The organism is Pseudoxanthomonas sp. z9 (assembly GCF_006542425.1).
In the GTDB taxonomy this organism is placed as follows: domain Bacteria; phylum Pseudomonadota; class Gammaproteobacteria; order Xanthomonadales; family Xanthomonadaceae; genus Pseudoxanthomonas_A.
Map to the genome: position 1 here is coordinate 582422 of NZ_VFID01000007.1, position 13938 is coordinate 596359.

Annotated in this window: 13 protein-coding genes; 2 read left to right on the top strand and 11 right to left on the bottom strand. The window is 67.3% G+C overall.

From position 1 onward, the window contains the following. Positions 1-60 precede the first annotated feature (60 nt). Together atpB and FG323_RS09790 are read right to left on the bottom strand one after the other, a co-directional pair. Positions 61-858, bottom strand: coding sequence for a F0F1 ATP synthase subunit A (gene atpB / locus FG323_RS09785; RefSeq protein ID WP_141454327.1), 798 nt, complete (start codon positions 856-858; stop codon positions 61-63). A gap of 29 nt (positions 859-887) precedes the next feature. Continuing rightward, the gene (locus FG323_RS09790) at positions 888-1256 is read right to left on the bottom strand and encodes an ATP synthase subunit I (protein WP_141454328.1); all 369 of its coding nucleotides are present in this window, start codon (positions 1254-1256) and stop codon (positions 888-890) included. A gap of 457 nt (positions 1257-1713) precedes the next feature. Between FG323_RS09790 and FG323_RS09795 the strand changes: the two genes are divergently transcribed. Both FG323_RS09795 and FG323_RS09800 read left to right on the top strand, forming a co-directional pair. Further along, positions 1714-2517, top strand: coding sequence for a hypothetical protein (locus FG323_RS09795; RefSeq protein ID WP_141454329.1), 804 nt, complete (start codon positions 1714-1716; stop codon positions 2515-2517). Positions 2518-2620: 103 nt separating this feature from the next. Continuing rightward, positions 2621-2827: a DUF2061 domain-containing protein gene (locus FG323_RS09800; protein WP_141454330.1), complete on the top strand. Its 207-nt coding sequence runs from the start codon at positions 2621-2623 to the stop codon at positions 2825-2827. A 72-nt stretch (positions 2828-2899) separates the two neighbouring features. Here the strand turns inward: FG323_RS09800 and FG323_RS09805 are convergent, their stop codons facing one another. The 9 genes from FG323_RS09805 to FG323_RS09845 form a co-directional block, all read right to left on the bottom strand. After that, on the bottom strand, positions 2900-3604 hold the full coding sequence (locus tag FG323_RS09805) for a DUF6624 domain-containing protein (RefSeq protein WP_141454331.1): 705 nt from the start codon (positions 3602-3604) through the stop codon (positions 2900-2902). A 121-nt stretch (positions 3605-3725) separates the two neighbouring features. Further along, the gene (lpdA, locus tag FG323_RS09810) at positions 3726-5876 is read right to left on the bottom strand and encodes a dihydrolipoyl dehydrogenase (RefSeq protein ID WP_141454332.1); all 2151 of its coding nucleotides are present in this window, start codon (positions 5874-5876) and stop codon (positions 3726-3728) included. A gap of 15 nt (positions 5877-5891) precedes the next feature. Further along, a complete protein-coding gene (locus tag FG323_RS09815; RefSeq protein ID WP_141454333.1) occupies positions 5892-7328 on the bottom strand; it encodes a dihydrolipoyllysine-residue acetyltransferase in 1437 nt (478 codons plus the stop codon). A 147-nt stretch (positions 7329-7475) separates the two neighbouring features. After that, positions 7476-8243 carry a DUF2884 family protein gene (locus FG323_RS09820; protein WP_181444157.1) on the bottom strand — a complete coding sequence of 256 codons (768 nt, stop codon included), beginning with the start codon at positions 8241-8243 and terminating at the stop codon, positions 7476-7478. Positions 8244-8326: 83 nt separating this feature from the next. Continuing rightward, entirely contained in the window at positions 8327-8884 is a 558-nt protein-coding gene (locus FG323_RS09825) for a DNA-deoxyinosine glycosylase (RefSeq protein ID WP_141454335.1), read from the bottom strand. Further along, the gene (locus FG323_RS09830; protein ID WP_181444158.1) at positions 8881-9336 is read right to left on the bottom strand and encodes a DMT family transporter; all 456 of its coding nucleotides are present in this window, start codon (positions 9334-9336) and stop codon (positions 8881-8883) included. Before FG323_RS09830 ends, FG323_RS09825 begins: the two co-directional genes overlap by 4 nt. Before the next feature lie 91 nt (positions 9337-9427). Then, complete coding sequence (locus FG323_RS09835; RefSeq protein WP_220094145.1) at positions 9428-10525, bottom strand: alpha/beta hydrolase; 1098 nt, start codon at positions 10523-10525, stop codon at positions 9428-9430. Continuing rightward, entirely contained in the window at positions 10525-12636 is a 2112-nt protein-coding gene (locus FG323_RS09840; RefSeq protein WP_220094146.1) for a hypothetical protein, read from the bottom strand. Before FG323_RS09840 ends, FG323_RS09835 begins: the two co-directional genes overlap by 1 nt. Positions 12637-12640: 4 nt before the next feature. Continuing rightward, positions 12641-13894 carry an MFS transporter gene (locus FG323_RS09845; protein ID WP_249889466.1) on the bottom strand — a complete coding sequence of 418 codons (1254 nt, stop codon included), beginning with the start codon at positions 13892-13894 and terminating at the stop codon, positions 12641-12643. Between the last annotated feature and the right edge of the window lie 44 nt (positions 13895-13938).

Consider the following 13938-nt stretch of genomic DNA (forward strand, 5'->3'; position numbering starts at 1 on the left):
TTTCTCCGGAACTAAATTGCTAAAGGGTGGAATGTTTAAGGTGCAAAGGGTGAAGCGAAATCAGTGACTGTCTTCCGACAGGCTCAGGTACACGATCGACAGCATCATGAAGATGAAGGCCTGCAGCGGAATGACCAGCAGGTGGAACAGCATCCAGCCGAGGCCGAAGGCGCCGCCCGCGAGCGCGCCGACGATGCCGGCGCCGCCCAGCACCCAGATCAGCAGGAACACGATCTCGCCGCCGAACATGTTGCCGAACAGTCGCATGGCCAGCGAGATCGGCTTGCTCAGCCATTCGACGATGTTGAGGATGAGGTTGAACGGCATCATCCACTTGCCGAACGGCGCGGTCAGGAACTCCTTGGTGAACCCGATCGGGCCCTTGGAGCGCAGCGCGAAGAACAGCATCAGGAAGAACACGCTGATCGACATGCCGAGGGTCGCGTTGACGTCGGCGGTCGGGACCGGCTTCCAGTAGTGGACGCCCATCAGCTCGAGCGGCTTGGCGATGAAGTCTGCCGGAATCATCTTCAGCAGGTTCATCAGCAGGATCCAGAAGAACAGGGTGATCGCGATCGGGGTCACCAGCTTGCTGGTGCCGTGATAGGTGTCGCGCGCCTGCTTGTCGACGAACTCGAGCATGATTTCGACGAAGGCCTGCCACTTGCCCGGGACGCCCGAGGTCGCCTTGCGGGTGGCCAGCCAGAACATGAACACCATCAGCAGACCCATCAGCACCGAGGTGATGATGGTGTCCAGATGGATGGCCCAGAACCCGCCCTCCTGAACCTGGAACGTCAGGTTGTGGAGGTGGTGCTGGATGTAACCGGTGGGTGTCAGTGTTTCCTCGCCCGCCATGTGTCCTAGATCCTGCTAATAAGAATTCTTTATCGGAGCCTGGCCATCGCCAGCGCCTGTGCCGCCATCCCGGTCAGCGTGCCGGCCAGCAGGGCCAGAGGCGGAAGTTTCCACACCCCGATTCCCAGCAGCAGCACCACAACAACCGTGATCCACTTGATAACCATCCCGGCCAGCAACCGCACCATCGCGGTCCCCGCACCGGTCACCCCGGCGCCGAAGGCCAGCCGGGCGGCGAACCATCCCCCCGCCACCATCGCCAGTCCCCCGACCGCGGCCGCCAGCGCCTGGGATTTTCCCCAGAGCAGGAAGGCCATCGCGACCAGCAGCACGGCACCCAGCTGGAAAGCCGTTGCGCGCAATACCAGCCGCCGGCCCGCAGCGACGGAGTTCAGCACAGTAGGTCCTACGGGGTTTCGTGGCGGGGAACAAGGCCTGATAGCGCCTCGCCGAGCCGCAAAAGTATAGCAGGGGGCTATTTTCCGGGACAACCGCCGAAGGTCGTAAAGTTGCGTCCACGGGCGGTCATGGGTGGCTTCCGTGAAGGAAATCTGCCGGTAACCGTTTCCAGCCCGGATGGAACGGCGGCCGCCTCGCTTCCCTGTTCATATTTTTATCGCATTTTTTGCGGAACTTTGACGAATTCCCTTGGTCAGTCCTGCTTGCAAGGTCTGCGAACCAACTTCCTCGTCCGATGCTCCGAGCAGACCTTATAGAAGCCCCGCGGCTCCTGGCCCGGGGCTTCGCTCTTTCCGGGACTGGCGTTTTCACGCCACGAGAACCACGGTTTCACTTCATGTCCACGGCATGACGCAGAGGGTGGAAAGCCTGTTCATTGTTCCAGGAGAGACAGGCATGAGATTCCGGGTTTCCCTCCCCTTGATGCTGGTTTTCGGCGCCGCCGCCATCCCGGCCGCCTATGCGCAGGAACCGGATCGTTTCACCCTCCGGCTGGGCGCCATGGACGTGGACGCCGACGGCGTGCTCAGTGGACGAACCAACTTCCAGGGCCAGGACCTCCGGTTTTCCCAGGACTTCGACTTCGGCGGCAAGGAATTGGTCCCGCGCATCGACGGCGTGTTCCGGATGGGCCAGCGGCACCGGCTGATCTTCGACTACTTCGAGTACGACAAGGACCGCCGGGCGACGCTGGGAGAGGATCTGTCGTACGACGACGTCACCATCCCCGCCGGGAGCTTCGCCAAGGGCAAGGCCAAGTTCCAACTGGCCAGCCTGATGTACGACTACGCCGTGGTCGATACGCCGACCTTCAACCTCGGCCTGCAGATCGGTGCCGAATGGGCCAAGCTGGAAGGCCGCCTGTATGCGGAAGCCGGTGAGAACAGCTACGAAACCCGCAGTAGTGACGACGGCTACGCGCCGGTGGTCGGCCTGCGCCTGACCGCCACGCCCAACGAAAAGTGGCTGTTCAACCTGCAGGGCCAATATCTGGACGCGGGCTGGGGCGATTTCGGCGACTACGACGGCAGCATCACCCGCGCCAACGCGCTGGTTGAATATCGCTTCACACCGCATTTCGGACTGTTCGCGGGCTATGACTGGTTCAAGCTGGACGTCGAACGCACGGGCAGCGACGGGCTGCTGGGACTGGATCAGCGCTTCAAGGGTCCGATAGCCGGCGTAACCCTGGCGTTCTGAATTTATAGAGAATGTCTATCGAAAAGACTGAAAGGACTCATTGGACTTTGGCCCACCCGTCCTCATAATGAGAATCAATCTCATTTGAGCCCCGGGTCGTCCAATGACCAAGACATTCACCTTCGCCGCCCTGCACTTCTCGGTCGCCTTCCTGCTGGGTTGGGCATTCACCGGCAGCTGGCTGGTCGGCGGTGCGCTGGCCCTCGTCGAACCGGCCTGCAACACGGTCGTGTTCCATTTCCACGAGAAGGTCTGGAAGCGGATCGAACAGCGTCGCGCGGAGCGCGCGAGCGCGGCGGTTCCCGCCTGACGACAGGCGGGCATCGAGCCCAGTGCCGGCTCCCTTCCCCCATGGACAGGTGGGTGCGCGAACCGGGTTCGCTCAGGGCTGCGCCGGCGCCGGCACCGTCGCGGGTGGCGGGAACATCTGGGTCGCCATGCAGATGTAGTCGGCCAGCGGCATGTCGCCCATCGCCGCACGCCGCTGATCGACTTCCGACTCCGGCGCCTCGATCGGCTTGGGCACCCAGCGTCCGTCTTGCGCCAATAGCTGGCTGCCATAGCGCTGCGGCTTGCCCTGCCCCGCCAGCACACGATCGGTCAGCAGGATGAACTGGTGACGGGAGATTTCCCCGCTTTGCACACGTGGCGTGATCGACGACAGCATCTGTTCCTGGAACGCCGGATCGGCGTCGGCGTGCTGCACCAGCAGCCAGGCCGCATCGACGCCATCGCGCCCGACCAGTTCGGCCGTGGGGAATCCGTGTTCGGCGACAATCTGCTTGATCCGTGGCAGGTGCTCGGCGTCGACCTGCATCATCCGCCGGATAGTCTCCTGCGACCAGTCGCCATTGCGGACGTCCTGGTCGCGTTCCTGCATCCGCAGCAGTTCAATCCGCAGTTCCGGCAGGCGTGCGGCGGCGTCGGCGATATCCGGCGGGGACGGCTTGGGGTGCAGGCGGGCGAACGCCGCCGCGCCCGGGCATTTCGCGTAGGCGGCGGCTTCCTGCGGGTCATCGTCCGCCCTGGCAGGCAGCATCAGCACCGGCACCAACAATACGGCCGCGGCCATCCAGCGATACGTCATCGAATCATCCCGTCCGTGCATGTCTGTCGTCGGTGATTCTAGCCCCGTCACATGCGCGGCCCGTCCGGAAAAGGAAACCGCCCACGTGGGGCGGTTCCTGTGCCTGCATTCCGGTGAAGGTTTACTTCTTCTTCGGAATGTACAGGTCGGTGATGGTGCCTTCGTAGACTTCGGCCGCCATCGCCACCGTCTCGCTGAGGGTCGGGTGCGGATGGATGGTGCTGCCGATGTCGCCGGCTTCCGCGCCCATTTCGATCGCCAGCGCGATCTCGCTGATCAGATCGCCGGCATGCACGCCGACGATGCCGCCGCCGATGATGCGGTGGGTTTCCTCGTCGAAGATCAGCTTGGTGGAACCCTCACCGCGGCCGATGCCGACCGCGCGCGCCGACGCCACCCACGGGAACTTGCCCACGCCGATCTTCAGTCCCTTGGCCTTGGCCTCGGTCTCGGTGACGCCGACCCAGGCGATTTCCGGGTCGGTGTAGGCCACCGACGGAATCACCCGCGCCACCCATTCCTTCTTCTCGCCCGCGGCCACTTCCGCGGCCAGCTTGCCCTCATGGGTGGCCTTGTGCGCGAGCATGGGCTGGCCGACCAGATCGCCGATGGCGAAGATGTGCGGCACGTTGGTGCGCATCTGCGGGTCCACCGGGATGAAGCCGCGATCGGTGACGGTCACGCCGGCCTTGTCGGCGTCCAGCTTGCCGCCGTTGGGCGAACGGCCCACCGCGACCAGCACGCGATCCCAGGTGCCGGATTCCAGCTCCGGCTTCTGGCCTTCGGTGGCGCTCTCGAACGACACGGTGATGCCCTTCTTGGAGGCTTCGACCTTGGCCGCCTTGGTCTTCAGGTGCACGGCCACGCCCTGCTTCTTCAGGCGATCGGCCAGCGGCTTGACCAGGTCCTTGTCGGCGCCCGGCATCAGCTGGTCCATGAACTCGACCACGGTCACTTCGCTGCCCAGCGCGCGGTACACCGTCGCCATTTCCAGGCCGATGATGCCGCCGCCGACCACCAGCAGCTTCTTCGGCACTTCCTGCAGCGCCAGCGCGTCGGTGGAGTCCATCACCCGCGGATCGTCCCACGGGAAGTTGGGCAGCTTCACCGCCTGCGAACCGGCGGCGATGATGCAGTTCTCGAAACGCAGCAGCTGGGTCTTGCCGTCGCTGCCGGTGATTTCCAGTTCGTGCGGCGAGACGAACTTCGCCACGCCCTGCACCGTGCGCACCTTGCGCTGCTTGGCCATGCCGGCCAGGCCCTTGGTGAACTGGCCGACCACGCGGTTCTGCTTGAAGTCGCGCAGCTTGTCGAGGTCGATCTTCGGCTTGGCGAACTCGATGCCGATATCAGCCGAATGCGCGGTCTCGTCGATCAGCGCGGCGGCGTGCAACAGCGCCTTGGACGGGATGCAGCCGACGTTGAGGCAGACGCCGCCCAGCGAGTCGTAACGCTCCACCAGCACGGTGTCGAGGCCGACGTCGGCGGCGCGGAACGCGGCGGTGTAGCCACCGGGACCGGAACCGATCACCACCATCCGGCATTCGATGTCGGCGGGCTTGCCGGTGCCCAGCGCCGGTTTCGGCGCGGCGGGTTCGGCCGGCGCGCGGTGCGAAGGCGTGACCGGCGGCTTGCTGGCCGGCGCGGCAGCGGCGGGCGCGGCCGCGCCGCTTTCCAGCACGGCCACCACGCTGCCTTCGGACAGGGTGTCGCCCAGCTTGACCTTCAGTTCCTTGATCACGCCGGCGGCCGGCGACGGCACTTCCATCGTCGCCTTGTCCGACTCCAGGGTGACCAGGCCCTGGTCCTTCTTCACCGTGTCACCCACGGCGACCAGGATTTCGATGACCGGCACGTCGTTGTAGCCGCCGATGTCCGGCACCTTGGCTTCCAGGGTGCCGCCCGCCGATGCCGCAGGCGCGGATGGCGCAGCCGGCGCCGGCGCGGCGGCGACCGGAGCAGCGGGCGCGGCCGCCTTGGCCGGCGCGGCGGGAGCGGCGGCGGGCGCGGAAAGCGCCGCGGCGGCACCCTCGACCTCCAGCACGGCCACCACGCTGCCTTCGGACAGGGAGTCGCCCAGCTTGACCTTCAATTCCTTGATTACGCCGGCGGCCGAGGACGGCACTTCCATCGTGGCCTTGTCCGATTCCAGGGTGACCAGGCCCTGATCCTTCTTCACCGTGTCGCCGACGGCGACCAGGATCTCGATGACCGGCACATCGTCGTAACCGCCGATGTCGGGGACTTTTACTTCAACAGTCGTGTTTGCCATGGTTCCAGCCCCCGCTTACAGCAGCACGCGACGCAGGTCGCCCATCAGTTGCGCCAGGTACGCGGTGAAACGCGCGGCGGAGGCACCGTCGATGACGCGGTGGTCGTAGCTCAGCGAAAGCGGCAGCAGCAGGCGCGGCGCGAACTGCTTGCCGTCCCACACCGGCTGGATGGATGACTTGGACACGCCGAGGATGGCCACTTCCGGCGCGTTGACGATCGGGGTGAACGCGGTGCCGCCGATGCCGCCCAGCGAGGAAATCGAGAAGCAGCCGCCGGACATGTCGGCCGGGCCGAGTTTGCCGTCGCGGGCCTTCTTCGCCAGTTCGCCGGTTTCGACGGCCAGTTCGTTGACGCCCTTCTTGTCGACGTCGCGGATGACCGGCACGACCAGGCCGTTCGGCGTATCGGCGGCGAAGCCGATGTGGAAGTACTTCTTGAGGGTTAGATTCTCGCCGCTGGCATCCAGCGAGGCGTTGAACTCGGGGTACTTCTTCAGCGCGGCGACGCTGGCCTTCATCAGGAACGCGAGCATGGTCAGCTTGATGCCGGCCTTCTCATTTTCCTTGTTCAGCGCCACCCGCAGCGCTTCCAGCTCGGTGATATCGGCGTGATCGTGCTGGGTGACGTGCGGAATCATCGCCCAGTTGCGCGCCAGGTTGGCGCCGGAAATCTTCTTGATGCGCGACAGCGGCTGGACCTCGACTTCACCGAACTTGCTGAAGTCCACCTTCGGCCACGGCAACAGGTTCAGGCCGCCACCCGCGTTGGCGACAGGCGCGGCACCGGTCGCGGCCGGCACGCCGCCGGACAGGGCCGCCTTCACGTAGCGCTGCACGTCTTCCTTGCTTATGCGGCCGCCGCGCTCGCTCCCCTTGACCTGATCCAGGTCGACGCCGAGCTCACGGGCGAACAGGCGCACCGTCGGGCTGGCATAGGCCACCTTGGACGGCAGCACGCGATCGGCATTGAACTCCACCGGCGGGGTGCGCGGCGGCACGGCTTCCGGATCGATGCCGGGCTTGTCTTCCAGCGCGCGCGGCGCAGCGGGCGCGGTCGGCGCGGCGGCTTCCTGCGCGATCTCGCGCTGGGTGAGCTTGTCCGGGGTCGGGGCGACCGCGACCGGCTCGACCCTGGCGCCGGTCTCGGCGGTCTTGACCGGCTCGGCCTTGGCCGGTTCGGCCTTCGGCGCGGCGGGAGCGGCGGCGCCTTCGGCCACCTCGATCAGGGCGACCACCGAGCCTTCGGCCAGTTCGTCGCCCAGCTTGACCTTCAATTCCTTGACCACGCCGGCGAAAGCCGACGGGACTTCCATCGTCGCCTTGTCGGACTCCAGGGTGACCAGGCCTTGATCCTTGGCGACGGTATCGCCAACGGCGACCAGCACTTCAATGACGGGAACGTCACTGTAGCCACCGATGTCGGGAACACGCGCTTCCTTGATTTCGGCCATGGGGGAACTCCAGCGATCACTTGCCAATAGGGGAACCCCTATTGTGGCCATCCCCGCCCGGTGCGCCAACCTCTGAGGGCAATTATTTTCGGGCCGGGACCGCTGGAATCGGCCGTCGCGGCTCGCGCGACGGCACGCACGCCTTGCTCAGTCGCCGGTGGTATGCCTTTGGTCGGGCTTTTCTTCCAGCAGGTTCAGCGCCTGCCCGCCGGGGAGACGATACGCCAGCGCATTGTCGATGCGCTCCATGTCGCGCATCTGCGAGCACAGTTTCTCCGCGCGCACTTCCAGCGCCTTGGCGCGTGGCGCCACCCGCGCTTCCACTTCCTTGTCCAGTCCGTCCATGCGCTCCAGGCGATCGGCGTCGCCGGTCAGCGCGGCGGTGAGCGCGCCGCCGACGATGTCGCCGATCACGCTGGGCATGACCTCGCCGACCGCGCGTTCGATGCCCTTGTCCAGATCCTGGCTGTTGAAGCGGTTGGCGCTGATCGAACGGGCGATGCCCTGGTCGATGGCCTTGCGCGCCTTGTCCAGCGACTTGCGGGTGCGATCCGGATGATTGCTGATGCTGGCGGCGACTTCGCCCAGCGCAGTGAAGGCGATGTCGGCGGCGTCGCGGCCGATTTCGTGCGCCAGCGGCATGGCGGTGCGCGCGCCGCGTTCGAAGTCGATCAGGCGCTGGCGATCGTCGTCGTTGATCTGGACCCAGCGGTCATCGACGAACAGGCGCCCCTGGCGCATCACGATCGCCTTGGGCGCGCCGCTTTCGCGGGTGAAGATCACGCTGCGCTCGTTGACCGTCATGTCGTAGTCGCTTTCGATGTCGCAGCGAATCTCCTTGGCCTGTGCGGACATGGCCAGCCCGGACAGCGCGGCCAGGCACAGCAGGGAAAGGCGCGGGGCGGAACGGATCATGGGCGGCCTCCGGAAGTTCGGTTGCCGACAGGATGCCAGCGCCCCCTGTCCCCCGCACCTGCCGGACGGGAGCATGACCTTCGTCAGGGCCGCCCTGGAACGGGAGCGTCCGGGACGGGGACGCCCAGACAGGGCTTCAGGATTCCCCAGGATTTGGCCAGGCGTTCCACGCCGAAGGCCGCGTTGGCCGGGCTGGTGGATGGCAGCGCGTGCAACACGAGCCGCGCGGCCAACGCCGCCGGCAGGGTCGGAGCAACATGGCGCTGGAACGCCTGCGCCGCCTTGCCACCATTGAATGCCACCGCACGTACGGAAGGCCGCGCCGCCAGCCAGTCCGCCAGCGGGTTGGCGACCTCGCTGCCGCGGACGATATCCGCGTCCAGGCTGCCACGGCGCTCGCAGGTTCCAATCACGTCCCACAAACCGACCCCGGCGGCGTGCAGCGCGGCCAGCCGACGGGGGTAGTCGAGCGCGGGATCGAACCCGCAGAGCGCGCCCATCAGTGGCCAGAACCGGTTGCGCGGATGGGCGTAGTAGCGCGCCGCCGCCAGCGACGCCGCGCCCGGCATCGAGCCCAGCACCAGTACCCGGCAGTCCGGACCCGCCTGCGGCGGCAGGCCGCGCAGGAGCGTCGCGCTCATCCGGCCGGCGTCTGCCAGGGCCGCACCACCAGCAGCGCGCCGGCGACGACCAGCAGCGCACCGATCACGCGGGTGCCGTCGATGGGCTGGCGCGCATGCAGCACGCCGAAATGGTCCAGCAGCAGCGAACCCGCCAGTTGTCCGAACACCACCAGGCAGATCAGCGGCGCGGCGCCCATGCGCGGAATCAGCAGGGTCGCGGCGGCGACGTAGACCGCACCGATGGCGCCGCCGGTCCACGCCCACCATGGCACCCGCGCCAGCGCCGCCGGGTCGAAGGTGGGCCGCGTGGCCAGCCACCATAGCGCCAGCACGCCGGTGCCGACCGCGAATGACATCAGCGCGGCGAACAGCGGGCCGAAGGTCTGCCGTCCCAGCGATGCATTGATCAACGCCTGCAACGGCAACAGCATGCCGATGAACACCGCCAGGCCCATTCCGATTGCTTTCATGTCCATCTTCCCGGATTCGAAGGCGGACACGATACGGCAGGCGATGTGTTCAGGCGCACGACGCTGCGTGGCGCCGCTGGAACGATCGTCCTCAGCGCGGCTGGCGGCCCAGGCGGCGATCGAAGAAGCGCGCGATCAGGCCATAGGCTTCCTGCGACTCCGGCAGATCCGGATACACGAAGAAGGCATGCCACAGGCCATCGAACAGCACCAGTTCCGCGTCCACGCCCGCGCCCAGCAGCCGGCGCTGCATCGTGCTCACCGCGCTGACCGCGAAGTCGCGCCCGCCGGCCAGGAACAGGGTGGGCGGAAACTTCGCGAGCAGTTCCGGCGACTGGCCGGGATAGGCGACCGGGTCGTCCGCCTGCGCGGTGCGCAGGTACGGCAGGCTCGCGCCACCGTCCGATTGCAGTGGCGGCACGCCGACCGCCAGTTGTCCCAGGGTCGCCGAATCCCCGGCGAACAGCAGGCCGGTGCCGCAGAAGTTGCCGATCGCGCCGGGGCGCGGCAGATCCCGCATCAGGATCCGCGCGGTGGCCTGCGCGGTCAGCATGCCGCCGGCCGAACAGCCGTAGATGCCGATGTTCTCCGCGCGGTACTGCTTGAGCAGCTCGCGGTAGACGGCTTCCACGTCGTCCACCGCGGCCGGATAGGGATGCTCGGGCGCCAGCCGGTAATCCACCGTCACCACCCGGATGCCGGCCACCGCGGCAATCGGTACCGCTTCCACCAGTGCGCCGCTGCCCGAGCCCCACATGAAGGCGCCACCGTGCAGGTTGATCAGCACCCGCTGCGCGTTGTCGCCCTGTGCGCCGGCCTGCGGATCCACCACGTGCACCGGCACGCCACCGATGCGGGTGGCTTCCACCTTGGCCGGATAACGGCGCTCGGCTTCGGCCAGGCGATCGTCGTTGTAGCGCTGGTAGAAGCGCCGCTGATCGGCGACGTCGGCCGGATTCGGCCCCTTGCCTTCGCGGGTTTCGGCCAGCATCCGCTCGAACTGCGCGCGTGCCTCGGCACTGGCGAACCGGCTGTAGGGCAGGGACGTGGCCGGCATCGCCACCGTTTCCGGTGTCGCCGGCTTGTCCTGCGCGACCGCCGCCAACGGCGCCGACAGCGCCGAAAGGCCCAGCGCGAAATGAAATATCGCGCTGCGCGGGTACACGGTGAAAGGCTGGTTCTTCTTCATCATTTTTCCTTTCCGGAATCAGCCGCTTTCGCCGCATTCGGCGGCGGCAAGGCCAGGAACACCGTGCTCCACAGCTGGGCGGCGTTGGATTCGTCCTCATGCGCGCCCTGCGCGCCGAACGGTTCGACCTGGTAGCGGCCATCGCGGTACGACCACGACCACAGCTCGGAGGTGCGCACCGCGTCGGCGGCACGGATCGCCCGCCACAGCCGGACCTGCGCGTCGCCCAGCGCCGCGCGCACCCCGACCGGCAGATCGTCGCGCGCCAACTGCCGTTGCAGGCCCGCGGCCAGCACCGCCTGCTGCCACGCCCATACCACCGTGCCGTGGTAGGCGGCGCTGCCCAGGCGTGGCCAGACCTCGCGATCGGCGTAGGCGGGATTGGCGACCAGCAGGCCCACGTCGGTCATCAGGCCGGCCGGGAAAGGACGCATCAGGTTGTCGACATCGCGCGCCAGGGACTGCGCATCGGGTCGGCCGAACAGCAGGCGGAAGCCTTCGTCCGAATGCAGCACCGGCACCGGCCTGCCCTGCGCATCCAGCGCGAGCGCCGCGAACGCCAGTTCGCCGTCGCCCAGCGCATCGAGCGCCGCGCGATCCGGCACGCCGGCCTCGGTGGCGTAGGCACGGATCTGTTCGGCCGCGCGCGCATGCGGCAACCGCACCGTGAACAGTTCCGCCGCGCGTCGTTCCCAGGTATCGGCGCGTCCCGCGGCGGCGCGCAGCTGCGTGCGCTGTTCCACGCTGGTGTAGCCGTCCAGCAGGCCGCTGTCGAGGAATCCGCCCATCGCGCGCAATGCCGCCGGCATCCACACCGCGTTGACGTCGTAGGGATAGCGGCCACGCCCAAGGCCTTCGTTGCTGTCGCGCCACTGCCCTACCGGCTTGTCCGGCTTGAGCGCGATCAGGTTGCGATACACGGGTTCCTCCGCGAACGCGCCGCTCTGCCCCGCCACGAACAACAGGTTGCGCACCAGCGCCTCGCCGTTGCGCCCCTGTTCGCCCCGGCGGGCGAGGAAATCGCGGGCACGCGCCCGGCCGCGCGCATCCTCCAGCAGCCATGCCGCCGCCACCGGCGGCAGCATGTAGTCGTCATCGATCATGGTGTAGTCGTAGATCGGCGCGGCGGACGGCTTGCCGTGTTCCTTGCGATGACGCAGCACCGCGAACTCGCCGATGTCCTCCTCGTGGGCGACTTCGCCATCGGGCGCCAGGCGCGCCAGCACCGCGCCGAGGCCGGCCTCCACCGCTTCCGGTTGCAGCACCGGCATCAGCAGGCGCACCGACATCAGGGTATCGCGGCCGAAATAGGTGTCGAAGCGCCACGATCCGGCCAGGAACTTCTCGTGATAACTCAGGAACTGCAATGCCTGGCGGCTGCGCAGGTCCGCCGCCGCGTGTTCGTTGAGCAGGCCGGCGGCTGAGAAAGGAACCAGCGGGGTTTCCCCGGTCGAGGCATGGATGCGCAGCCGCAGCGGTTCGCCGTCGCGGTTCGCGCGCAACACGATTTTCCCGTCCTCGCGCGCGAAGCGGCCATTCCCCGCCTCCAGCGCGATGGCGTAGCCCGGCGCGCCATCCAGGCGATCGCGCTTCCAGCGGACCGCATCGGCGGAGACTTCCGGCTGCGCGGCGGTCTCCGCCGGGTAGGCCTGGCCCAGTTGGTAGTCACGCAGCACGCGCACGCTGCCGAGTACCGCGTCCCTCACCACCAGCCGGGGCGCATCGACGCTGGCCTCGGCCACGATGCCGTTCCAGGCGTGTCCATTGTCGCGGTGGCGCTCGCCCTTGACCTGCCCCAGTGTCCACCGCACCGGCGTGGTCGCGTCCTCGAACCAGACACCCACGCCGCTGTTGCCCGCCGGAAACGCCACCAGCACGCGCGGCCGGTGGCCGGAACTGAGCAGCAGGTGCGCGGCGATGTCGCCCTCCTGGTGGAAGGCGTTCTCGATCCGTCCTTCGGTGATGCGGAACTGCAGCGGCGCATCGACCGGTGCGCGGTCGTAGGCCAGCGCCTGGCCCATGGCCGGCAGCGCCAGCAGGCCGGCGAGAAGCAGCTTGGCGCAGGTATTTTTCAGGAAGAAGGGCATCTTGCGGGAAGCAGCGAAGTACATCGGTTCAAGGTCCTCCCGCCGATACCACCGGCGTGCCGGCAGGCGCGTGCGCGGCGCGGTTGAGCAGGGTCAGCGACAGCAACAGCACCGCCATCGGCAGCAACAGCAGGTAGAACGCGCGCGAGCCGTCGAAATGGGCGAACAGCTGCCCGGTGATGAAGGATCCGGTGGTGCCGCCCAACGCGGAGAACACCACGATCAATCCGGTCATCGCCGCGTGCCGCGCCTTCGGCAGCGCGCTCAGCACCACCGAATTGATGGTCGGATAGATCGGCGCCATGAACAGGCCGATCAGCGGGAATACGTAGGCGGCCAGCGGCGCGTCCCACCAGCTCGCATCGGTACGCGGCTGCACGTTGGCCGCCAGCGGCAGCGCCAGCAGTACCAGCGCCGCCATCGCCAGCACGCAGGTCGCCAGCAACCAGAACCACGGCAATCGCCGCAGCAGCACCCCACCGCCGAGGCGGCCCAGTGCCAGCGAGCCGGCGAAGATGCCGGCCGCCTGCACGCTGAGGGCCGTGGGCAAGTGCAGGATCTCGCGGTTGAAGGTCGGCAACCAGGTGTTGATGGCCTGTTCCATCAGCACGTACAGGAAGGCCGAGATCAGGAACACGATCACCAGCGGGCGCGCCAGCAGGCGGAACATGTCGGCGAAGGATTCGCCGACCGCATGCCCGTCGCGCGCCTGCGATTCGTCCATCGACGAACCGGCCAGCAGCAGGATCACCGCCACGCACAGGCCGGCGATCACCCAGTAGACGTTGAGCCACACCGGATCGCCCGGCGTGTCGGGATTGATGAAGGCGGCGAACAGCCACGCACTGCCGAGGATGCCGACCATGAACCACCCTTCCACCGTGCTGGTCAGCCCCGCGTGCGCGCGCTCGCTGTCAGTCAGCAGGCCGATGCTGGAGTAGACCGACACCTTCACCAGCGCGAACGACACACCGACCGTCACGTACAGCAGCTTGGTGGCCCAGAACGACTGCAACAGCGGCATGCCGGCGCAGGCCAGCGCCACCAGTCCCAGGCCAAGCATCATCGCCCGCCGGTAGCCCAGCCGCGGCAGGGTCGAGGCGACCAGGAACGAGGCGATGGCGATCGGCAGGTCCTTGAACGCCTCCAGCGTGCTCGCCGACGCCTTGCTCACCCCGAATCCCTGGATGACCTGCAGGATCACCGCGCCCACCGAGTTCAGCAGCATCGCGAAGATCATGTAGGTCAGGATCAACCCGAGGACCATGCGGGTTCGATTCATTGCTTGCTCCGGGCCACGCCTGACAAGGGCGGCCACTGCACTGT